Here is a 22,557-nt window from a genome sequence, read left to right as displayed (position 1 = left end):
CGCGCTGTGAGTTTATGGTGCTACCAGCCAGCGCTGCCAGCTTTGCACGACCGTTTGCCGTTCAGCACTGTACGTCTCTGGCTCCACGTGGCCAGGTAAAGACTGCAACGCCCGATGATGCAACGCATCTCGCAGCGTGACATACGCTTTAGTCAGTGCCTGCGCTTCTGCTTCTGGCATCAGATCATACTGCGCCATCAGTTCAAAAATACGCACGTTATCAGACCAGCGTGTGAGCGCAGGCTGTTCGGCGGCGTAGCCTAAGACAAGATATTGCGCGATGAATTCAATATCTGTGATACCACCTTCATCCGCTTTGATATCCCAACGTCCTTTGTGTTTGTTACTGAGGTGCTGGCGCATTTTCTCACGCATCTCGCGCACCTCAGTTTGCAGCCCAACTAAGTCGCGCTGTTGGCACAGAATACCGCGTCGAATCGCGGAGAATCGCTCACAGAGCGTGGCATCACCAAACACGACGCGCGCCCGCACCAGCGCCTGATGTTCCCAGGTCCAGGCTTCTTTGCGCTGGTAGTCATCAAAGGCATCAAAGGTGCTGACCAACATGCCCGCTGCACCAGAAGGCCGCAGGCGTGCATCCACTTCATACAGCACGCCCGAAGAGGTGCGGGTACTGAACAGGTGCATAACGCGTTGCGCCAGGCGCAGATAGAACTGACGGCCATCAATGCTGCGCTGACCAGTGGTCACTGCATCGTCCGGGCAATCATGTAAGAAGACTAAATCAAGGTCAGAGCCATAGCCGAGCTCCCAACCGCCCAGCTTACCGTAACCCAGTACGGCAAATCCGCGGGTGTGCTCATCCTGCAGATGAGAAGGGCGGCCATAGCGCTGCACCATTAAATGCCACGCTTGCTGCACCACCGATTCGAGCATCGCCTCAGCCAGCCAGGTGAGATGATCGCTGACCTTCATCACCGGCAGTGTGCCTTCAAGATCGGCAGCGGCAATGCGCAGCATCTGCGCCTGTTTAAACTGGCGCAGCGCTTCCAGTTGCTGCTCTTCATCGTCAACCGGAATACGCAGCAGGTACTGACGCAGTTCATCACGGTAGGCATCCGTTGCGGTCGGTTGATACAGCGTCGCAGGATCGAGCAGCTCATCCAGCAGCAGTGGATAGCGCGCCAGCTGTTCAGCCAGCATGGGGGAGGCAGCACACAGACGAATCAGTTGACGCAGAGCACCGTGATACTCCGTCAACAGCTCAAGATAGGTGGTGCGCGTCATAATCCCCAGCAGCAGCGGCGTTAAACGCTCTAACACGGTAGGAGCATCTTCCCGTGGGCAAACTTCGGTTAATAAACGCGGCATGAGTTGGTCCAGTGCCTGGCGTCCACGCGGGCCGATGGTGCGTCGGCTGATATCCTGCCGAAACGCGTTCAGAGCCTGATACAGCGCGCTGCACTGCGCTTCCGTCAGCTGTGGCACCAGCGGTGCCAACTCAGCCTCTTCCAGCGTATCTTGCCACAAGCCACTGAAATCATTGATGCCACGTTGATCGTCGATTTCCGGGGTATCTTCGCCGATCAGCTCATCAAAAATCGCGCGTACCGCCGCCATGTGCTGTTCAAGTTGCTGGCAGAGCGCGGCCCAGTCGGCAGCGCCCATTGCCCAGGCAAGACGCGTACGATCCAGCTCATTTTCTGGCAGGGTTTGTGTCTGTTCTTCATTGATGCTTTGCAGCAGATTTTCCAGCCGACGCAGGAACAGATATGCAGCGCGCAAATCTGAGAGCTGCTGTGCGGTCAGTAATTCCAGATTGCCGATAGCATCCAGCGTGGGTAGCAAGGCACGCAACTGTAGCGAGCGCTCACGTCCGCCACGAATGAGCTGGAACACCTGCACGATGAATTCACTTTCGCGGATGCCGCCAGCGCCGAGCTTAATGTTGTTGGTTAACCCGCGACGACGCACTTCACGGGCGATCATGCTTTTCATGTTACGCAGTGACTGAATAACGCTGAAATCGATGTAGCGGCGATAGACGAATGGGCGCAACATCTGCTGCAACTCCTGGCTCCAGCTATCCTGCTCTGGCCCCATTAATCGCGCTTTAACCATCGCGTAGCGCTCCCAGTCACGTCCCTGTTCCTGGTAGTAATCTTCCAGTGCTGCGAAGCTCAATACCAGCGGGCCGCTGTCACCAAATGGGCGCAGGCGCATATCAACGCGATACACGAAGCCATCCACCGTGGGCTGATCGAGAACCTTTATCAGCCGTTGTCCCATTCGGGTAAAGAATTGCGCGTTATCCAACTCACGTCGGCCGCCGCGCGTGGTGCCATTTTCTGGCCAGGCAAAGATCAGGTCGATATCCGAGGAGAAATTCAGTTCACCGCCGCCCAGTTTGCCCATGCCAAGAATCAGCATGGGCTGCGCTTCACCCGCCGCATTGCAGGGGGTGCCAAAGTCACGGCAGCACTCCTGATATACCCAGTCACGCGCGGTGCTGATCAGCAATTCCGCCAGCACACTCAGCTGTTGCAGGCTCTGTTCGGTGCTGGCCTGCGCCAGACACTGCATCCATGCAATACGCACCAGCATGTGGCGGCGGAACAGACGCAACACCCGCATCAGGCTTGCTTCATCACTGACCTGCGTCATCTCTTCGGCCAGCCAGTCAGCATATTGCTGCCACTCATCAGGCTCAGCGGGCTGTTGTTGCAGCCGCTGCCACCATTCCGGGTGGGTTTTCAGGTTTTCTACCATAAAGTCACTGAACGCCAGTGCAGCCACCTGCTGCTCGTTCAGTTCAGTGACAGATAACGCCAGTTGCTCTGCGGCACGCTCAGCCTGAGCGCGCAACAGGGCCGGGAGAGATACGGTCATAGTCCTTGTCCTGCCTGATGAATAGCGATGCAATATCCGTTATTTCTGGCTACTCAACCAGAATACCGGCTGTTTTACTGCCAGCTTTGCCAGCGCACGCAGCTCATGCTCACGTTTTGATGCAATGGCGGTTTGCAATGCCTGCCACGGAGACAGCCAGTCATGCACTTTGTCTGCCGGGTAGGCACCCGAAAGCAGATGTGCCGCTAACAGCTGGCGCGTCAGTCGGGTGGACTTGTCATAGAACTCATTCGCCAACTGCACGTCGACGAACGTCTCTTTGAGATCGGCATTGAGGCGGCTCAGCATGATATCGCTGAAGCGTTTAAACGAACTTTGCAGCTTAGCGCGGCTCTTATCATCTAGCCATTTTTGCCATTGAGCCGCCACAATCCAGTTGGTAAGTGCTAACTGGGTGGTCACTGAAAGCGTTGAGAACACACTCTCACTTGCAACACGTGGCTCTTCGTTTAAATACTCTTCCAGCGTGGTGAGCTGCTGGCGCAGTTCACTGCTCGCTTTACGCGGCACCAGGGCGCCGAACAGGGCAAATGCCTGACGCAGTGCCTCCAGCGCTTCCGTCACGCTCGCTTGTGCCTGCGCATCTCCACGCAGCCACACTTCTTCATGATATTGCCAGTGCGTCATGGCGGCAGACATCGCAGCCACCATCCCCTCTTCCACCTGCGCCTTAGCCCCGGCTTTCAGCAGCGGGAATGGCTGACATGGGCGTGGAGGATTCCCCTGCGCCAGCTGATAACCGCGTGCTGCTTTGCTCAGGCTTCCCAGACGCAGTCCACCAATAGCGCCTAGTTCGGCGGCAAATTGCATTAAATCATCGCGGCTGCCCTGCTTCAGCTCCAGTTCAACCTCATACAGCGGCTCACTTAATTCACCCGCCGTGACTTCGCCACGGTCAAATGCCACTTCGATTTCGCTGCCCGCATAAGTGACCAGCCACTGCTCACGCTGGAAATGCGTGGTGAACAAGGGCTGCAAGCGCGCCTGGAGTGCGGTAACATCGGTACCTTCTGGCCAGATCTCCTGCGGGAGCTGTGCCAGTTGTAGCTCAGGCTGTTCCAGATCCACGTTATATTCTGGTCGCTGATGCAGGCCGCCGATGGTTTTACCTGCGGCTTTCAGCGTCATTTCAAAGCGCTGATCAACGCCCCGGATACGCAGGCCCATGTCCCAACGGCGCAGTTGGTTATCCTCTGTCTCGAAATAGATGTTGGTCAGCTCACGGGCAGCCTGATGCTGATGTGGCCAACGAGTCAGGGCTTCACCCAGTTTTTCTGCCGCTTCAGGAGTGGCAATGAACTTTAGTTCGATTTCAATGGTCATAATTTCTTAATTCAATCGCTGCTGGCACTTGAGAGGTTATTCAGTCGAAGAGTAATGCACGAAGCCGCTTACTGTCTTCGCTTTCTTACGGTTTCCCGGCTCTTTTCACATCGAAATGAGACCAGGATAGTTCTTATTCAGAATTTTGCGAAGCCTCTCCAGACTGTGCCGGTAAATTTTTAGACATCACGTAAATCGAGATCGAATGAAAAAAATCACTCTCGCTGGACTTACTTTGCTGGCGCTCTCCAGCCTTGCGCCTGCCCATGCCGATGAAACACGCTATATTTCCGATGAGCTTTCTACTTGGGTACGTAGCGGTCCGGGCGACCAGTATCGCCTGGTTGGCAAACTTAATGCAGGCGAACAAGTCACCCTGCTTCAGGTCAATAATGACTCCCACTATGGCGAAATCCGCGACTCTGAAGGCAAAACCAACTGGATTCCGCTGTCACAACTGAGTGCCGATCCTAGCCTGCGTACCCGTGTGCCGCAGCTTGAGCAGCAGGTTAAAGACCTCACCGACAAGCTGGCCAACATTGATAACAGCTGGAACCAGCGCACTTCAGACATGCAGAACAAAGTCTCCAGTAGCGACAGCGTAATCAATGGCCTGAAAGATGAAAACCAGAAGCTGAAGAACGAGCTGATCGTGGCGCAGAAAAAGGTGAATGCTGCCAACGTACAGCTCGATGATAAGCAACGCGCCATCATCATGCAGTGGTTTATGTACGGCGGCGGCGTGCTCGGAATGGGCCTGGTGTTAGGTCTGGTTCTGCCGCACATGGTGCCGCGTCGTAAGAAGAAAGATCGCTGGATGAACTAAGCCGCTACATCCCGGCTTTACACCATTTTTTATGAGGGGATCGACAGATGCCCCTTTTGTTCTGCCCGCAATTCACCGATTTGTGTAACACTATGTCAACAAGCGCACATCAGGGTGCGCCCTTTTTTGCGGGTTTTAAGCTGGAGTTGTTGAGTGAAACGTTTTCTGGTTGGCGGCGCAGTGCGGGACGATCTGCTGAATTTGCCGGTAAAGGATAAAGACTGGGTCGTGACAGGCGCAACGCCTGAAGAGATGCTGGCGCTGGGTTATCAACAGGTGGGACGGGATTTTCCGGTTTTCCTCCATCCACAGACGCGGGAAGAACATGCGCTGGCACGCACCGAGCGCAAAAGTGGCAATGGCTATACCGGCTTTGTCACCTGGTTCGCACCGGATGTCACGCTGGAGCAAGATTTACAGCGGCGTGATTTGACCATCAACGCCATTGCGCGTGATGTAGAGAGCGGCGCACTGTTCGATCCCTACCACGGCGAAGCCGATTTAGAACAGCGCCTGCTGCGCCATGTTTCCCCTGCTTTTAACGAAGATCCTCTGCGCGTGTTACGCGTAGCGCGTTTTGCTGCCCGCTTTGCTCATCTCGGTTTTCGCGTGGCCGATGAAACCATGGCGCTGATGACGCAAATGGCCAGCAGTGGCGAACTGGCGCATCTCACCGCAGAACGTGTGTGGAAAGAGACCGAAAATGCCCTGTTGTCACACAGTCCGCAGGTCTTCTTCCAGGTTCTGCGCGACTGTGGCGCACTGGCCGTGCTGTTCCCGGAGATCGACAACCTGTTTGGCATTCCTGCCCCTGCCCGCTGGCACCCGGAGATCGACACCGGCATTCACACGCTGATGACGCTAGAGATGGCCGCAACGCTCTCAGACGAAGTGGATATCCGCTTTGCTGCACTCTTCCACGATGTGGGTAAGGCGCTGACGCCGCCCGAGAAATGGCCCAGCCATCATGGACACGGCCTGGCTGGAGTTCCGCTCGTAGAAGCGTTATGCCAGCGGCTACGCGTGCCGAATCATATTCGCGATCTGGCGCTGATCGTCACGGAATTCCACGACATGGTGCACACCATTGAACGTCTGAGCGCTGAAGCGCTGGTCGGATTGTTCGACCGGATAGATGCGTGGCGCAAGCCTCATCGCGTTGAGCAGGTAGCGCTGACCAGCGAAGCGGATGCGCGTGGACGAGCCGGATTGGAGCATCAGCCTTATCCGCAGGGGGATTACCTGCGTCGTGCATTCACGCTAGCGGGATCGGTACCGACCAAGGCAGTGGTTGAAGCAGGATTCAAAGGGGCGGCGGTGCGGGAAGAGCTGACACGGCGACGTATTGCCGCCGTGGCAGAGGGACTGAATCTGTCTTAGTGCACGAAGACGAAGTACACGGCAATCGCCACCGCGAAGCGATAGAAGGCGAAAGAGACAAAGGAGATGCGTTTGATCAGCTCAAGGAAGACTTTAATCGCGATCAGCGCAACAATAAACGCCACCACAAAACCGACGGCAAACATCGGCAGATCGCCCATGGTGAGGAACTCGCGGCTTTTCCACAAGTCGAGCACCGTAGCGCCCATCATCATTGGAACGGCGAGAATGAAGGAGAACTCAGAGGCGGCAAAACGGCTGACGCCCATCAGCATCCCGCCGCAGATCGTCGATCCTGAACGGGAAAAGCCCGGCCACAGCGCCAGACACTGGAAGCATCCGATCATAAACGCCTGGCGATAGGTAATATCATCCAGACCCACGGCTTTTGGCGTTTTCGGCTTGAGCTTTTCAGCCACCAGCAACAGCACGCCCCCGACCACCAGCGCGTACATGACGTTAACCGGATTGAACAGCGACTTGATGACATCGTGCAACAGCAGCCCCAACACCACCGCAGGCACCATGCCTAACAGGATGTGGATCAGCGTCAGATGCCCTTTCCCGGTGCCTTCATGCTTAACTTCACCGAAATGGATGCCAATCAGGCCAAACAGACGACGCCAGAACATGACGACGACAGCAAGAATCGAACCTAACTGAATGACTACTTCAAACGTATCTGCGGTTTGACCTTCAAACCCAAGCAAGTGTCCAACAATAATCATATGGCCAGTGGAAGAGACCGGTAAGAATTCGGTTAACCCCTCCACAACCCCAAGGATCGCGGCGATCCAAAGCTGGTGAATATCTGCCATCAAACGTCATCCTCTGTCCGTTTTAAACCGTTAAAAAGGCGGTCGCCTGGTGCTTCCGCCTGAAAGAGTTTGCCTTAAAAAGCCTGAATATAACCTTAAGATTCGGCATGGCCGTAGCAAGAAAATTCGCAACGACCACGTGATAAGACACACAATAATTTGGTTTGGTTTCATCGTGATGGCAATCACAGAAAAATTATTTCGGAATCATCCCCCGCTCAATTTTTACTCCGACTTGTGCTGCCTGCGCTACCGCGCCCGGTTTGCTGACTTTGATGCGTACGCCTGGCGTTTTGAAACGGGACATCAACAGGTCGGCAATTTCTTCAGCGACGCGTTCGACCAGCGCAAAGCGTTGCCCGGTCAGATGATTCAGAATCGCTTCGGAAACATCGGCATAGCTCAGACAGTCGTTCACATCATCGCTAGCCGCCGCCTGGCGGTTATCCCATGCCATTTCGACATCGAGCACCAGCTTCTGCTGGATACCCTGTTCCCAGTCGTAAACGCCAATGGTGGTGAACACCGTGAGTTGATCAATAAATACAATATCCATGATGTTGGTCTCTGTTTTTGCCTGTGCCGGATACCACTTCCGGCGCTTTATGCGTATTATCCACGGTTAACGAGAACAAAACGACCCCACAGGAACGGTACGGTATATGAGTGCTATCGCGCTTGGTATGATTATTTTCGCGTATCTTTGCGGCTCGATATCGAGTGCAATTCTGGTGTGTAAGCTGGCGGGCCTGCCCGATCCACGCACGCAGGGTTCCGGCAATCCGGGCGCGACGAACGTCTTGCGTGTTGGCGGAAAACTCGCCGCACTGGCGGTGCTGGTGTTTGATGTGGTTAAAGGAATGCTGCCGGTGTGGCTGGCCTACTGGATGAACCTACCGCCACTGGCCTTAGGGTTAACCGCCATCGGTGCCTGCCTCGGTCATATCTATCCGCTGTTTTTTCGTTTTCGCGGTGGCAAAGGGGTAGCAACCGCCTTCGGCGCTATTGCACCCATCGGCTGGGATCTTACCGGCCTGATGACGGGCACCTGGCTACTGACCGTTTTATTAAGTGGCTACTCTTCTCTCGGCGCGATTGTCAGCGCCTTGATCGCCCCGTTTTACGTCTGGTGGTTTAAACCACAGTTTACCTTTCCCGTTTCTATGCTCTCCTGCCTGATTTTACTGCGTCATCACGACAATATTCAGCGTCTGTGGCGCGGGCAAGAGAGTAAAATCTGGCGCAGGAAGAAGAAGCAAAAGCAGCAGGATTAAGGCAAACCGCACCGCGCGGCTTGCCTGGAACAACCATCAAATAGCAGGCAGCTCTGCTAACGGCCAACGAGGGCGAACCGTTACACCCAGCTCTCCACGCGTGCCACCTTTCAGTCGCACCATCCCCGCATAGGCAATCATTGCGCCGTTATCGGTGCAGAATTCAGGACGGGCATAAAACACTTCGCCACCGCGTGACTGCATCATCACCGCCATTCTTTCACGCAACGTACGGTTAGCACTCACGCCACCTGCAATCACCAGACGGCGGAAACCGGTCTGTTCCAGCGCGCGCTTGCACTTGATCGATAACGTATCCACCACTGCGTCCTCAAAGGCACGCGCAATGTCAGCATGCGTTTGTGGATCGGCTTCGTTATTACGAATGGTGTTTGCCGCAAAGGTCTTCAGGCCAGAGAAGCTAAAATCCAGCCCTGGGCGGTCGGTCATTGGGCGCGGGAAAGTAAAACGCCCTGGCGTACCCTGCAGCGCCATTTTCGCCAGCATCGGCCCGCCCGGATAATCCAGCCCCAGCAGCTTCGCGGTTTTATCGAACGCTTCACCCGCCGCATCATCGATGGACTCGCCAAGCAGCACGTACTCGCCAATGCCCGTTACGCTAATCAGCTGCGTGTGCCCACCGGAAACCAGCAGCGCGACAAACGGAAACTCTGGCGGATTGTCTTCCAGCATCGGTGCTAACAGATGCCCTTCCATATGATGCACCGGCACAGCAGGCACACCCCAGGCAAAGGCCAGCGCGCGCCCGACGGTTGCGCCAACCAACAGCGCCCCAACCAATCCAGGGCCAGCAGTGTACGCCACTGCATCAATCTGTTCCGGTGCCAACTGGGCCTGCTTTAGCGCAGCCTGAATCAGCGGCACGGTTTTACGCACGTGATCGCGCGATGCCAGCTCTGGCACTACACCGCCGTAGTCGGCGTGGACTTTGACCTGGCTGTAAAGCTGATTGGCTAACAGCCCGGCTTCATCATCATAAATTGCGATGCCGGTTTCATCGCAGGACGTTTCAATACCCAGAATTCGCATGATGCTTACCTCTTTTTGCGGCGCGCAGTGTATCACAGCAAACTGGTGCGACGGAGAGCCGCAACTGTGCAAAAAGTGATTTTCTGCGGCATAAATCTTGCGCTATACTCTGCGCCCAGTGAAAAACCGGCAGTCGCAACGGCGCACGCCGCCGCTGGTTTCTATTTGCGCATGGTGCTTTACATTCCAACGCCCGTTGGGGTAAAATGCTGCACCATTTTGAAATGTGCTGGCGCCGCAGTCAGCAGCAAAACCGAATTTTATCGAGGTAAGAGTTACATGCCGGTAATCAAAGTACGTGAAAACGAGCCTTTCGACGTAGCACTGCGTCGCTTCAAACGTTCTTGCGAAAAAGCAGGCGTTCTGGCAGAAGTTCGTCGTCGCGAGTTCTATGAAAAACCTACTACAGAGCGTAAGCGCGCTAAAGCGTCTGCTGTTAAGCGTCATGCCAAGAAACTGGCTCGCGAAAACGCACGCCGCACTCGTCTGTACTAAGTTATTGCTCTGGCTGGAGCCTGGTCTTCAGCAACGAGTAAAGTAAGAGGCCGTGCTTTCCGAAAGGAAGCGCGGCTTATTGCCGTTTATGAGCTGAACATCCGGGGCTTATGGCTGGACGAATTCCACGCGTATTTATTAGTGATTTACTTGCCCGCACGGACATCGTGGATCTTATCGATGCCCGCGTTAAGCTGAAGAAGCAGGGTAAGAACTACCACGCGTGCTGCCCATTCCATAATGAGAAAACCCCTTCGTTCACCGTGAACGGCGATAAACAGTTTTATCACTGTTTTGGCTGTGGTGCACACGGTAACGCTATCGATTTCCTGATGAACTTCGATCGACTGGAGTTTGTTGAGAGCGTCGAAGAGCTGGCAACCATGAACGGTCTGGAAGTGCCCTATGAAGCGGGTAACGGTCCAAACCAGATGGAGCGCCATCAGCGTCAAAGCTTGTATCAGTTGATGGACAAGCTCAATGGTTTTTATCAGCAGAGCCTGCAACAGAGTCAGGCACAGCCTGCGCGTGATTACCTCGTCCATCGAGGGCTGAGCGAAGAAGTGATTAGTCACTTTGCGATTGGTTACGCGCCGCCAGGTTGGGACAACGTCCTGAAACGCTTTGGTCAGCAGCGCGAAGATCGCGAATCGCTGATGGAAGCCGGGATGCTGGTGTCGAATGATAAAGGCCGTACCTACGACCGGTTCCGTGAGCGGGTAATGTTCCCGATTCGCGATAAACGTGGTCGGGTGATTGGTTTTGGTGGACGCGTTCTGACGAACGACACGCCAAAATACCTGAACTCACCAGAAACCCCTATTTTCCATAAAGGTCGTCAGCTTTACGGCCTGTATGAAGCGCATCAACGCCATCCTCAGCCAGCACGTTTGCTGGTGGTGGAAGGTTACATGGATGTGGTGGCCCTGGCACAGTTTGGCGTCGATTATGCCGTTGCTTCACTGGGAACCTCGACCACGGCGGAACACATCCAACTGCTGTTCCGCACGACCGAGCAGGTCATTTGCTGTTATGACGGCGACCGCGCCGGAAGAGAAGCAGCATGGCGTGCGCTGGAAACCGCATTGCCTTACATGAATGACGGTCGTCAGCTACGCTTTATGTTTTTACCCGATGGCGAAGATCCCGATACGCTGGTGCGTAAAGAGGGGAAAGCGGCGTTTGAAGCGCGGATGGAGCAGGCAATGCCGCTCTCCGAGTTTTTATTTGAAACGCTGCTGCCACAGGTTGATCTGAGTTCGCGTGATGGTAAGGCGCGTTTAAGTGCCCTTGCTCTGCCGCTGATTACGCAAGTGCCCGGCGAAACGCTACGCATTTATCTGCGTCAGACGTTAGGCAATAAGCTGGGTATTCTGGATGATGCGCAGTTAGATAAGCTGATGCCAAAGCAGGCCGCCAGCAATCAACCGTCGGCCGCGCCAGCGTTAAAGCGGACTACGATGCGCGTTGTGGTAGCGTTACTGGTCCAGAATCCGCAGATGGCGGAACTGGTGCCTTCTCTGGATGGGTTGACGCAGTCAAAAATGGCGGGTTTACCGCTGTTTGTAGAGTTAGTTGTGAGATGTAACGAGAACCCTGGCTTGACCACCGGTCAGCTACTAGAGTTATATCGCGGAACAAATTTTATTCAGACGCTTGAAACACTGGCAACCTGGGACCACATGATAGTGGATGAGGAAGCAGAATCTGTATTTCAGGATTCGCTGGCCAGTATTTATGACTCCGCCCTTGAGCAACGCCTTGAAACGCTGCTGGCGCAGGAGCGAACGCAGGGCCTGAGTGCCGAAGAGCGCCGTGAATACTGGGCGCTGAGCCAGGCTCTGGCAAAGAAATAGATCTGTGTCTGTTCGGCATCTACCCCGTGGAAACGGCATTATGTCAGACCGGACAAACTGAACAAGGCAGATGCGGCTTGTTAGTTGTTTAACTTACTTGCGAGCGCTGCCGCAAAACGGCGATGACGGAACAATCCGCCATGCTGTATTAAATTTAAGCGGCTTGAGTGCCGATATATAGTGGGAAGACCCCACAGCCGCGTTTGAAGGCCGCGGCAAGAATCAACGCCTTCCACTGCTATTGTTGGCTTGCTGCCGACCGACACCAATCTTATTAACAGAAGTGTGGATACCGTCTTATGGAGCAAAACCCGCAGTCACAGCTCAAACTTCTTGTCACTCGTGGTAAGGAGCAAGGCTATCTGACCTATGCTGAGGTCAATGACCATCTGCCGGAAGATATCGTCGACTCCGATCAGATCGAAGACATCATCCAGATGATTAACGACATGGGTATTCAGGTGGTTGAAGAAGCCCCTGATGCCGACGATCTGATGCTGAATGAAAACAGCACCGATACGGATGAAGATGCAGCGGAAGCCGCCGCTCAGGTGTTATCCAGCGTTGAATCTGAAATTGGTCGCACCACTGACCCTGTGCGCATGTATATGCGTGAGATGGGTACCGTTGAACTGCTGACGCGCGAAGGCGAAATCGACATCGCGAAGCGCATCGAAGACGGTATTAACCAGGTCCAGTGCTCTGTTGCTGAATACCCGGAAGCGATCACATACCTGCTGGATCAGTATGACAAAGTGGAAGCGGGCGAATCACGCCTTTCCGACCTGATCACCGGTTTTGTCGATCCTAACGCTGAAGAAGATCTGGCCCCGACTGCAACCCACGTGGGTTCAGAACTGGCTGAAGAAGATCGTGATGACGACGAAGACGAAGATGAAGATGGCGACGACGACAGCTCGGACGATGACAACAGCATCGACCCAGAGCTGGCACGCGAAAAATTCGTCGAGCTGCGTACGCAGTACGAACAGACTCGTAACGTCATCAAGAGCAAAGGCCGCAGCCACGCTGATGCCGTAGCTGAAATTCAGAATCTCTCTGATGTCTTCAAGCAGTTCCGCCTGGTACCGAAGCAGTTCGATTACCTGGTAAACAATATGCGTGAAATGATGGAGCGCGTCCGTACTCAGGAACGCATCATCATGAAGCTGTGTATTGAAATCTGCAAAATGCCGAAGAAAAACTTCATTACCCTGTTCACCGGTAATGAAACCAGCGAGAGCTGGTTCAAAGCGGCACTGGCCATGAATAAACCCTGGTCAGAGAAACTGAAAGAAGTTGAAGAAGACGTTCAGCGTTGCCTGCAGAAACTGGTTCAGATCGAAACTGAAACCGGTTTGACTATCGAGCAGGTAAAAGACATCAACCGTCGCATGTCGATTGGTGAAGCGAAAGCACGTCGCGCGAAGAAAGAGATGGTGGAAGCAAACTTACGTCTGGTTATTTCTATCGCGAAGAAATACACCAACCGTGGTCTGCAGTTCCTCGACCTGATTCAGGAAGGTAACATCGGCCTGATGAAAGCCGTTGATAAGTTTGAATATCGCCGTGGTTATAAGTTCTCAACTTATGCAACCTGGTGGATCCGTCAGGCTATCACCCGCTCTATCGCTGACCAGGCGCGTACCATCCGTATTCCGGTGCATATGATTGAGACCATCAACAAGCTCAACCGTATTTCGCGCCAGATGCTGCAAGAGATGGGCCGTGAGCCATCGCCGGAAGAACTGGCTGAGCGGATGCTGATGCCAGAAGATAAGATCCGTAAGGTGCTGAAAATCGCTAAAGAGCCGATCTCTATGGAGACGCCGATTGGTGATGATGAAGATTCACATCTGGGTGATTTTATCGAAGACACCACGCTGGAGCTGCCGCTGGACTCTGCCACCTCTGAGAGCCTGCGTTCTGCCACCCACGACGTTCTGGCTGGCCTGACTGCACGTGAAGCAAAAGTGCTGCGTATGCGTTTCGGTATCGATATGAACACCGACCACACGCTGGAAGAAGTAGGCAAACAGTTTGACGTAACGCGTGAGCGTATCCGTCAGATCGAAGCCAAAGCACTGCGCAAACTGCGTCACCCAAGCCGTTCAGAAGTGCTGCGTAGCTTCCTCGACGACTAATCGCTGCTTTGTTGAGTGTAAATGGCCTCCTTGTGAGGCCATTTTTGTTTGCGCCGCTTAGCGCTGTTCCGAATGCAACGCCAGCCACAGCTTCTGGTAATCCCATACCATCTCTTCTAACGAAGCCCGGTTCAGCCCGCTGGGATTGGGTAGCACCCAAATTTCCGTCTCGCCCAGCATCACCGCTTGTTTGCCCCACTCCGCTTTGCGCTGCCCAAAAGCGCGTCTGAACGCATCTTTGCCCAGCACCGCTAACGCACGCGGCTGCCACTGCAAGACTTTCTGCTGCAAGCGAACCCCGCCATCACGCAGCTCATCGCCCTCCAGCTCATTCGCCTGCACCGTGGGCCGCTCCACCAGCATGGTGATGCCGCAGCCGGTTTCCAGCAGACGCTGTTCCTGCTCTGGTTTGAGCTGTTCCTGGGTAAATCCCGCCTGATGAATCACCTTCCAGAAGCGATTACCGGGATGCGCAAAATGAAAACCGGTGTGAGCCGAAGATTTACCCGGATTGATACCACAGAACAGCACCTGTAAATCCGGCGCGATGATGTCCTGAATATCGTGTTCGATCATGCGCCCTCCAGGCCCGCGCGCTGTTTTACCGCACGGCGGCTGGCTGCCAACAGGGTACCTGCTTCGTCCTCATCCGGGCAAGCTCGTGCCAATGCCACTGCGCCGACCATCTCCGCCAATATGCTGACAGCGACCTCATCCGCCTGAGGATGGTTGAGTTCATGCAGTGCCTGTGCCAGCAGCTGCTGCACCGCATTACGGCGCTGAGAAAACAACGTGCGTGCTTCCAGCGGTAGATGGGCCATCTCACTCACCAAAGCCGGCATGGGGCATCCCTCTCCCGGCGCGTTGCGATGATGCAACGAGAGATAGTTATCGATGAGCTGGGTCAGCCGCTCAGCGGGATCTTTCAGACTGGTGATGGCCGCGAAACGCGCAGCAGAATCGGCAAACATTTCGGCAATCACCGCTTCTACCAGCGCTTCACGTGAAGCAAAGTGCGCGTAGAAACCGCCGTGCGTTAAACCCGCCCGCTTCATCAGCGCCGCTACGCCAATACCTTCGGTGCCGTGTTCGCGCATCACCACCGCGGCTTCATCCAGTATGCGCTGCCGCGTACGCGCTTTGTGGCTCAGCTGTTCCATCATTTCTCATCCTGCTCATCGTTAATGGCAATTAGTGTAATTATTACGATCATCATATACCAGCTTGACGAAAAATATGATGATCGTCATATTAAGAGCATCAGATATGACAACCATCATTTACAGGAACCGACCATGACACAACAACTGGCGTTGATCACCGGAGCCTCCAGCGGTATTGGGGCTACTTACGCAAAACAACTGGCCGCGCGCGGCAGCAATCTGATTCTGGTGGCGCGCGATGCAGCACGCCTCAACCAGCTGGCACACTCTCTGCGGGAGGCACACGGCGTAGACGTCAGCGTGCTGACAGCGGATCTCACTCAAGCGGATGACCTGGCAAAAGTGGCCCGTGAACTGCGTGATAACCACGACATCACCCTGCTGGTAAACAATGCCGGCATGGTGGTAGAAGGTGAGTTTACTGATGCCGACATTCAGCCGCTGCAAACCATGCTATCGCTGAACATCATTGCACTAACCGAACTGGCCCACAGCGCCGCGCAGGCCTTCCGCGCACGTGGACGGGGCACCATCGTGAACATCGCCTCTGTGGTCGCACTGGTACACGAGGCAATGAATGGTGCCTATAACGCCAGTAAAGCCTATGTGCTGTCGCTGACGCGCAATATGGATCGTGAGCTGTCAGGCAGCGGCGTAGTCCTACAGGCCGTGCTACCCGGCTTTACCCGCACCGAAATCTTTGATCGTGCTGGAAAATCGATGAGCGATATCCCCGCAGAGAAGATGATGGAAGTGGATGATTTGGTGGCTGCGGCACTGCGCGGCCTGGACAATGGCGAGCTGATTACCCTCCCCTCCGTGGAAGATATGGGGCTGTGGCAGAAGCTGGATGAAGCCCGTGGCGCGCTGCTGCCGTTTATCTCCCTGAATAAGCCCGCTTCACGCTATCTGTAGAGCCTGAGCGCTGCGGAGACAAGGCAGCAAACCAGCCTTGTCTCAAAAACCAGCAATGACTGCGTAGTGATTGGGCAATCATCAATAACAGAAAGGGATTTTTGTTTTGAGATCAATAACTCACGAATTGTTCTTATTTTCACCAATCAACTGGCGAAGGCTGGATCACCCGGTAGAGATACCTTATAATCCCCGCACCGCTGGCCCCTTAGCTCAGTGGTTAGAGCAGGCGACTCATAATCGCTTGGTCGCTGGTTCAAGCCCAGCAGGGGCCACCAAAATTTAGCTGTGAAATCAGCAGATTAAAGCCACCTTAATGGGTGGCTTTTTTGTTGGTGATGTACGGAGTGTCGCAAAAGTGTCCCCTTTTTGTCCCCTAAGTTTTTCTCTTCCGGATTTTTGGTTCAACCAGCATGATTCTTGTCGCTGCTCCCAGTCCTGAAATGTTGCTTGCTACGCCTCTTTTTCATTAGCGAATGGATTATCTGCTATCGGCTCCCATAACCTCTCATCCCTCGATGGCCAGAATAGAATTCGCAACAGGATGAAGGCGTTCATGTTGGCTAAGCTCGACTAATGAGCCCAACTAACTCAACAAGTGAGAAGGAACAAAGCAGGCACATCATCTGTTCTCGGTGATTACCTGCCTTGTTGCTCCAAATCAGTACACCAATTAAGCCCCTTTCAACATATCAAACACCACGCGGGCAAAGCCTTTCGCCAGTTCAGGGTTAGAGAGGTATTGCACCATCATCTCTTGCTGGGCGTCGTTGCTGTCCATCACGGCATCATCAATGGCTTTCGGGAAATCACCCAACATCGCCTGTTCGCGCGTATTATTCGCAATCTGGGTCATCACCGCCTGGTTTTCTGACAGCTTGTCGCGCACCGCGAAGGCATAATTGATCATGTCTTTATCAGTGAGATTATCGGTGACAAATAGCTCATTAAGGCGAGACAGAATATTCGACAGAAACTCTTCTTTCTTGTCCTTCGGCTTCGCCGTACCGACATCATTCCCCGGCGTGATTTTGTATTCTTCAGCATCCTGTTGTAGCTGTAGGTGCTGTTCGTGAAGCTTCGACAGGCGATAATGACTCATCTCTACGTTGCTTAAATCAATCTCATCTTCTTCGATACGCTGTTCATGTAGCAACGGACGCAGGTGACGAGCAAACAGACTCAACTTTTCCAGGTTTTTATCGTCGTAATCGACAATTTGCGACATAAACTCGTAAAAGCGGACAAAGCTGCCGAGATCTTTCTTGAAGATATCCAGCTTACTTTTTTCTTTCTCGCAGTCCTTAAAGATGTTTTCCGCATTGGTGATCAGCACGACATCACCGGTCTTCCTGGTGCGTTCAAACATCTCTTTGGCCAGCACATACGCATCAATCGCAGAGTTGTAGCGATGCTTCCAGCGCTCAACCGCAGGCTTGCAAATATTGCTGATGGCCGCGTTAGATTTGTTTTTGCTGAAGAACGCCTCGCAGAACTGCTCGACTTCGTTCCACAGGAAAATACCGCTGGTACGCAGCTTTTCAAACAGCTCAAAGACGAGCTGCGGATCGCTGACATCCGTCAGTTCCGCTGTCTGGTAGTACGGCTGGAAAGCACCCAAAATCTCGTCGGGTTCATTGTAGAAATCGAGCACAAACGTGCCGGACTGTGCCTTCCCCGGATAGGTACGATTCAGGCGCGACAAGGTCTGTACGCACTCAACGCCGCCCAGCTTTTTATCCACATACATGGCGCACAGCTTGGGCTGGTCAAAACCGGTCTGGAATTTGTTAGCCACCAGCATCACCTGGTAGTCATCGGTATCAAATGCTTTGCGCATATCCCGGCCTTTCAGCCCTGGGTTCATATTGATTTCAGTGAACTTCTGGTGAAGCAGCGCAAGGCTATTGTGGTCATCTTCATGGAACTCAACTTCACCGGAGAACGCCACCATTGCGCTTATCTTGTCGTACTTATGCTCGGCGATATATTTATCGAACGCCAGCTTGTAGCGCACCGCCGCTTTACGCGAACTGGTTACGACCATTGCTTTCGCCTGACCAGCCAGTAAGTGCATCACATGCTTACGGAAGTGCTCAACAATCACTTTCACTTTCTGCGACACGTTATGATCATGCAGCGAAACCCACTGGTTCAGTTTGATCTTCGCTTTCTTGCTGTCCACCTCCCGGTCAGGATCGTCCAGCTTTTGCAGCAGCTTGTAAGCCACCTTGTAGTTGGTGTAGTTCTTTAGCACATCTAGAATAAAGCCTTCTTCGATAGCCTGACGCATGGAGTAGACGTGGAACGCTTCCGGCTTATTGGTTTTTGAAGCCGGTTCCTGCGGATTAGGACGACGGCCAAATAGCTCCAGCGTTTTGGCTTTCGGTGTAGCGGTGAAGGCGTAATAGTTGAGGTTATTGCTGCCTTTACGCGCGGCGACGGTGGCATCCAGAATATCTTCTGAAGATATCTCCACATCGTCATCCGCTTCTTCGGTCATCAGCACTTCTTTCAACTGACGCGCCGTAGAGCCGCTCTGCGAGGAGTGCGCTTCATCAGCAATCACCGCATATTTGCGCTGCTTGAGGCTGACGCTGTTTTCAATCGCTTTCAGGACAAACGGGAAGGTCTGAATGGTGACGATAATGATCGGCTGCGAGTTTTCCAGCGCGCTGGCCAGCTTCTCCGATTTAGAGCCGTCACCCTCTTTGTTATTGATACGCCCGACCACGCCATCCTGATGTTCAAACTGATAGATGGTGTCCTGCAGCTGGTCGTCCAGCACGGTGCGGTCCGTCACCACAATCACCGAGTGGAACTGCTTCTCGCCATTTTCATCATACAGGCGGGAAATCTGGTGGGCCGTCCAGGCGATAGAGTTTGATTTGCCCGACCCCGCGCTGTGCTGAATCAGGTATTTATAGCCAGTGCCTTCCACCGTGGCAGCGGTAATCAGTTTGTTCACCACATCCCACTGGTGATAGCGCGGAAAAATCAGGCTTTCGCTTTTGTACTTCAGGCCATTGGCATGTTCTTTTTCTACGATTTGCAGATGCACGAAGCTGGCGAGAATTTTCAGCAGATTGTCCGGCAGCAGCACCTCATTCCACAGGTAGCTGGTGGCGTAGTCGTTGGCGTCTTCCGGGATGTCGTTACCCGCGCCGCCGTCATGGGTGCCTTTGTTAAACGGCAGGAAGAAGGTTTTATCGCCATCAAGTTTGGTCGCCATAAACACTTCATACTGGCTGACAGCAAAGTGCACCAGCGCGCCGCGTTTGAAGGTCAGCAGCGGCTCAGGTTTATTGGTGCCAGGATCCTTTGGCAAACGCGTTTTCTTATATTGCGTTATGGCGTTTTGTACCGTCTGCTTAAATTCAGACTTCAGTTCCAGGGTCGCTATCGGCAAGCCATTAACGAACAACACTAGGTCGATACGCCATTTCTTTGCCTTAACGCCCGTTTCTTCAAATGCGGCGTTCGAGGCGTGCGGGCTGTAAACCAGCTCCGGCACGATGCGGCAGATATTCTGTTTGTAGCGTGTCAGGGTTTCCGGATTGAGGTTATGCTCCGGCTTAAACTGGGACAGGGAAAAACGCGCATTATGGCTTTTGATACCATGACGCAGCACGCCGAGCGTGCCGTAAGTGCGAGACAAAACATCGGTGGCGTTGATATCCGCTTTTTTCAGCTGCGCCACCAGCGCATCGAGGAAATGACGTTCGGTATCGGTAGGGTAAATTTTGGCAAATTTCTCCCACTCCTGCGGCTGCGTGGTTTGCACGAAGGTTAGTGCATCCTGCGAATACAGCGCACGTTCGCGATCGTAGCCGTCAGCTTTGCCAACAATCCAGCCGCGATCGACCATCTGCGCAATCATTTCATCCTGAAAAATCAGTTCTTTGGTGCTATCCATGCTCATGCGTTGGCCTCCTGTAGCTCCTGAATGTCCTGCTTGTCAGGGGCAACCCAGTCGCGGATGTCGATTTTTCCGGTGACGGCGGCTGAGATAAGGGCGGTACGGCGTTCTTGCATCAGGAAAATCATATCTTGCACAGATGAAATTAAAACATCGTGTTTAGATAAATGATATTTTAGATATTTTTCTATCTCTTTCTGTTCACTGAATGGCGGCTCATAAAGAGGTATATTCTGAATATCAGACATATTAAAATGTGAAACAGTACTACCTTGTGATAACTGTTTTACAAAGTCATCAGACAAACCTGAGTAAATAGAGTATAAAATAAACTCAGGAATAACACGAGCTAGATCCAACTTAAACAACACCATCCTTTGCCCTAGGCAAAGTGGTATCTCGCCCGAGTAAACGCATGCTTCCCCAGCTGGAGCCTCCCTTGTAAATAAAATATCCCCAGCTTCTGGCTTACCTCTCTTTATCCATTTTTTATATGTATCCGCGTTTGTATATAGACCTCCATCTAAATGAAGCTTCCCATTTTTTACATTTGTTGTGCGACAAACTAAATATTCACCATCATCAAAATATTCTGCGGTTTTATGTTCGGCATCAATTATTTGAATGGTAATATGTTTAAGCTTTATTTTGTTCCAATGATCCGGCACTTCCCCTAACCACTCAACACCAGAATCTTTCATCGGCACATCAGGGTTTAGTCCTTTGGTAACGGCATAGCTAATCACTGCCTGTCGTTTTTCTTTAAGTATATCAATCAGTTGACTCTGTTTCTCGATAAGGTTATCGATTTTTGCGGTTTCGTGATCGAGGAATATACAAATCTTTTCTTGTTCTGAAAGTGAAGGATTCGGCATTTCAATACACCCGAATGTTTCTGCTCTCACAACTTTTCTCAATCCAGTATAAAAAGGCTTTAACCCCTTAAATGAATCGATGTGTAAAAAATAATAATATGCATAGTTTGGTAAACATTTATCCATGCAACTATACACATTATAAGCACCAGTGATCATCCCATCCTGTTCTGCAAGACCGATAGTCCTGGGTGTTTCATCAATATCAAATAAACAAAATATCAAATCACCGGCTTGTACTGACTGGTATGTATCAAAACTTGCAGGAATTTTCCCTTCTCCAGAAGATATATCGCGAGGGACTACCCCATTTAGAGTTAATGAAAGAAGTTGAAAAGAACTAGATAGATGTCCAACCAAGTTTCTTTTTAAAGAAAACATTCTTTTTGTTTTTTCTGTGGACCAATTTAGTGGAAGTTTATCCAACCACTCAACTCCAGATTCTTTATACTCCGGATACGCCTTATACTTAGCCATCAGGAATGTACCTCCTGCAGCAGCTTCATAATCTCGGCGCTGACCGCATCCAGATCGGCATCAATTTCTTCCAACGGGCGCGGGGGCTGATAGATATAGAAATGACGGTTAAACGGAATCTCGTAGCCGACAATCCCCACCTCATTATCTTTCGCATCGCGCTTATCGGCGTTGATCCACGCGTCATTCACATGCGGCAGCACTTCCGCTTTAAAGTAGTTTTCAATCAGGTCGCTGGTGGACTCTGCCGGATTCAGCGGCACGTTTTCGTTATCACGCAGCTCGCCGTCCTGTTCAAACTCAACAACCTTGCCTTTATACTCAAATGCTCCGTACAGCGGCTGGGCGGCTTCTTTCAACACCTTCTTCACCACCGGCTCGGCATCCGGGTTTTTCGTGGTGATGGCATCGATAAACTGCTTATTCTCTTTTGCATCCAGCTTCACCTCAGCGGTTTTGATGGCCCCTTTCAGGGTCAACTGGAACTGGTTAAAGTCATTGCTCACCTGCGTTTTGCCACCTGCCTGCGTACCCAACGCAGTTTGAATCTGCTGTGCTTTTTCCATTAAGGCGCGCTGCGCCAGCCACAGTTTGCTATCGAGCAGATCTTTAATTTGTTTCTCTTTTAATTCAGCAAATTCGGCTTTAATGATGGCGCGTGCTTCTGCTTCCAGTTCGGAAAAATCACCAAAGTTATCCACTTGCCATTGGGCTGCAAACTCTTCATACAGACGTTCCATTGGCGCGTTGAACGGCTTCGGCGCGAAGCGCAGAGTCGCAATCGCCTCATCCGTCACCTGAGCAGATAAACGCAGCGGACGCTCAATGGTTAGGCGGCGATAGCCAAAGTCGGTGCTGTTAAAGATTTTGCTGGCGAAGGTTTTCGGCGCTTCGGTTTTGGCGGTAGCAGGCTGGCGGCCACGGTTAGACTTTTGCTCGGCGGCTTTTTCCAGACCCAACTCTTCCAGAGTTGTGGCATCCACCACCTCAAACTCACCAAAGGTCTGGGTGATCAGTTTGATGTCGTCTTCGCCCATCAGATTACGCTTGGAACCCAGAGATTTACGCATTTTTCCGCACAGGTTGGTGCCATCAATCAGTTGTACTTTGCCTTTACGCTCAGGCGCTTTCTTGTTGGAGATAATCCAGACGTAGGTGGCAATGCCGGTGT

General features: G+C 52.8%; 17 protein-coding genes and 1 tRNA gene. 8 read left to right on the top strand and 10 right to left on the bottom strand.

Annotation, left to right across the window (positions count from 1 at the left end):
• Positions 1 to 12: 12 nt before the first annotated feature.
• Together glnE and B880_RS0111150 are read right to left on the bottom strand one after the other, a co-directional pair.
• Positions 13 to 2,850: a bifunctional [glutamate--ammonia ligase]-adenylyl-L-tyrosine phosphorylase/[glutamate--ammonia-ligase] adenylyltransferase gene (gene glnE / locus B880_RS0111155; protein ID WP_017347491.1), complete on the bottom strand. Its 2,838-nt coding sequence runs from the start codon at positions 2,848 to 2,850 to the stop codon at positions 13 to 15.
• Positions 2,851 to 2,889: 39 nt separating this feature from the next.
• Positions 2,890 to 4,194, bottom strand: coding sequence for a CYTH domain-containing protein (locus tag B880_RS0111150; RefSeq protein WP_017347490.1), 1,305 nt, complete (start codon positions 4,192 to 4,194; stop codon positions 2,890 to 2,892).
• Positions 4,195 to 4,399: 205 nt separating this feature from the next.
• Between B880_RS0111150 and B880_RS0111145 the strand changes: the two genes are divergently transcribed.
• Positions 4,400 to 5,020: a TIGR04211 family SH3 domain-containing protein gene (locus tag B880_RS0111145; protein WP_017347489.1), complete on the top strand. Its 621-nt coding sequence runs from the start codon at positions 4,400 to 4,402 to the stop codon at positions 5,018 to 5,020.
• 153 nt (positions 5,021 to 5,173) lie between these two features.
• Positions 5,174 to 6,400 carry a multifunctional CCA addition/repair protein gene (locus tag B880_RS0111140; protein ID WP_017347488.1) on the top strand — a complete coding sequence of 409 codons (1,227 nt, stop codon included), beginning with the start codon at positions 5,174 to 5,176 and terminating at the stop codon, positions 6,398 to 6,400.
• Here the strand turns inward: B880_RS0111140 and bacA are convergent.
• Together bacA and folB are read right to left on the bottom strand one after the other, a co-directional pair.
• On the bottom strand, positions 6,397 to 7,218 hold the full coding sequence (bacA, locus tag B880_RS0111135; RefSeq protein WP_017347487.1) for an undecaprenyl-diphosphate phosphatase: 822 nt from the start codon (positions 7,216 to 7,218) through the stop codon (positions 6,397 to 6,399). The two genes, B880_RS0111140 and bacA, sit on opposite strands and share 4 nt — an antisense overlap.
• 196 nt (positions 7,219 to 7,414) lie before the next feature.
• Positions 7,415 to 7,774 (bottom strand): bifunctional dihydroneopterin aldolase/7,8-dihydroneopterin epimerase, encoded by a 360-nt coding sequence (gene folB, locus B880_RS0111130; protein ID WP_017347486.1) that lies wholly within the window; start codon positions 7,772 to 7,774, stop codon positions 7,415 to 7,417.
• 106 nt (positions 7,775 to 7,880) lie between these two features.
• On the opposite strand from folB, the gene plsY reads away from it, so the two are divergent.
• Positions 7,881 to 8,492 (top strand): glycerol-3-phosphate 1-O-acyltransferase PlsY, encoded by a 612-nt coding sequence (plsY, locus tag B880_RS0111125; protein WP_017347485.1) that lies wholly within the window; start codon positions 7,881 to 7,883, stop codon positions 8,490 to 8,492.
• Positions 8,493 to 8,528: 36 nt separating this feature from the next.
• Here plsY and tsaD read toward each other — a convergent pair whose 3' ends face one another.
• Positions 8,529 to 9,542, bottom strand: a complete 1,014-nt coding sequence (gene tsaD / locus B880_RS0111120; RefSeq protein ID WP_017347484.1) for a tRNA (adenosine(37)-N6)-threonylcarbamoyltransferase complex transferase subunit TsaD — start codon at positions 9,540 to 9,542, stop codon at positions 8,529 to 8,531.
• A 279-nt stretch (positions 9,543 to 9,821) separates the two neighbouring features.
• On the opposite strand from tsaD, the gene rpsU reads away from it, so the two are divergent.
• From rpsU to rpoD, 3 genes are all read left to right on the top strand, one after another.
• On the top strand, positions 9,822 to 10,037 hold the full coding sequence (rpsU, locus tag B880_RS0111115) for a 30S ribosomal protein S21 (RefSeq protein WP_001144069.1): 216 nt from the start codon (positions 9,822 to 9,824) through the stop codon (positions 10,035 to 10,037).
• Between the two features lie 110 nt (positions 10,038 to 10,147).
• On the top strand, positions 10,148 to 11,893 hold the full coding sequence (dnaG, locus tag B880_RS0111110; RefSeq protein WP_017347482.1) for a DNA primase: 1,746 nt from the start codon (positions 10,148 to 10,150) through the stop codon (positions 11,891 to 11,893).
• A 299-nt stretch (positions 11,894 to 12,192) separates the two neighbouring features.
• Positions 12,193 to 14,037 (top strand): RNA polymerase sigma factor RpoD, encoded by a 1,845-nt coding sequence (gene rpoD / locus B880_RS0111105; RefSeq protein ID WP_017347481.1) that lies wholly within the window; start codon positions 12,193 to 12,195, stop codon positions 14,035 to 14,037.
• A 57-nt stretch (positions 14,038 to 14,094) separates the two neighbouring features.
• Here the strand turns inward: rpoD and mug are convergent, their stop codons facing one another.
• A complete protein-coding gene (gene mug, locus B880_RS0111100; RefSeq protein WP_017347480.1) occupies positions 14,095 to 14,613 on the bottom strand; it encodes a G/U mismatch-specific DNA glycosylase in 519 nt (172 codons plus the stop codon).
• Positions 14,610 to 15,197 (bottom strand): TetR/AcrR family transcriptional regulator, encoded by a 588-nt coding sequence (locus B880_RS0111095; RefSeq protein ID WP_026042576.1) that lies wholly within the window; start codon positions 15,195 to 15,197, stop codon positions 14,610 to 14,612. The genes mug and B880_RS0111095 overlap by 4 nt, the downstream gene beginning before the upstream one ends.
• Positions 15,198 to 15,332: 135 nt before the next feature.
• On the opposite strand from B880_RS0111095, the gene B880_RS0111090 reads away from it, so the two are divergent.
• Positions 15,333 to 16,115, top strand: a complete 783-nt coding sequence (locus B880_RS0111090) for an SDR family NAD(P)-dependent oxidoreductase (protein ID WP_017347478.1) — start codon at positions 15,333 to 15,335, stop codon at positions 16,113 to 16,115.
• A gap of 202 nt (positions 16,116 to 16,317) precedes the next feature.
• Positions 16,318 to 16,393: transfer RNA gene (locus B880_RS0111085), tRNA-Ile, on the top strand.
• 395 nt (positions 16,394 to 16,788) lie between these two features.
• Here the strand turns inward: B880_RS0111085 and B880_RS0111080 are convergent.
• The 3 genes from B880_RS0111080 to B880_RS0111070 form a co-directional block, all read right to left on the bottom strand.
• Positions 16,789 to 20,037 carry a type I restriction endonuclease subunit R gene (locus tag B880_RS0111080; protein ID WP_017347477.1) on the bottom strand — a complete coding sequence of 1,083 codons (3,249 nt, stop codon included), beginning with the start codon at positions 20,035 to 20,037 and terminating at the stop codon, positions 16,789 to 16,791.
• Entirely contained in the window at positions 20,034 to 21,386 is a 1,353-nt protein-coding gene (locus B880_RS0111075) for a restriction endonuclease subunit S (protein WP_017347476.1), read from the bottom strand. Before B880_RS0111075 ends, B880_RS0111080 begins: the two co-directional genes overlap by 4 nt.
• On the bottom strand, positions 21,386 to 22,557 hold a 1,172-nt coding region (locus B880_RS0111070), incomplete at its 5' end, for an N-6 DNA methylase (protein WP_017347475.1). The genes B880_RS0111075 and B880_RS0111070, both read right to left, overlap by 1 nt.

The organism is Pantoea sp. A4 (assembly GCF_000295955.2).
GTDB classification, from domain to species: Bacteria; Pseudomonadota; Gammaproteobacteria; order Enterobacterales; family Enterobacteriaceae; genus Pantoea; species Pantoea multigeneris.
Note: the sequence above shows the minus strand (reverse complement) of the source record. Positions and strands in the feature narration are given on the sequence as shown.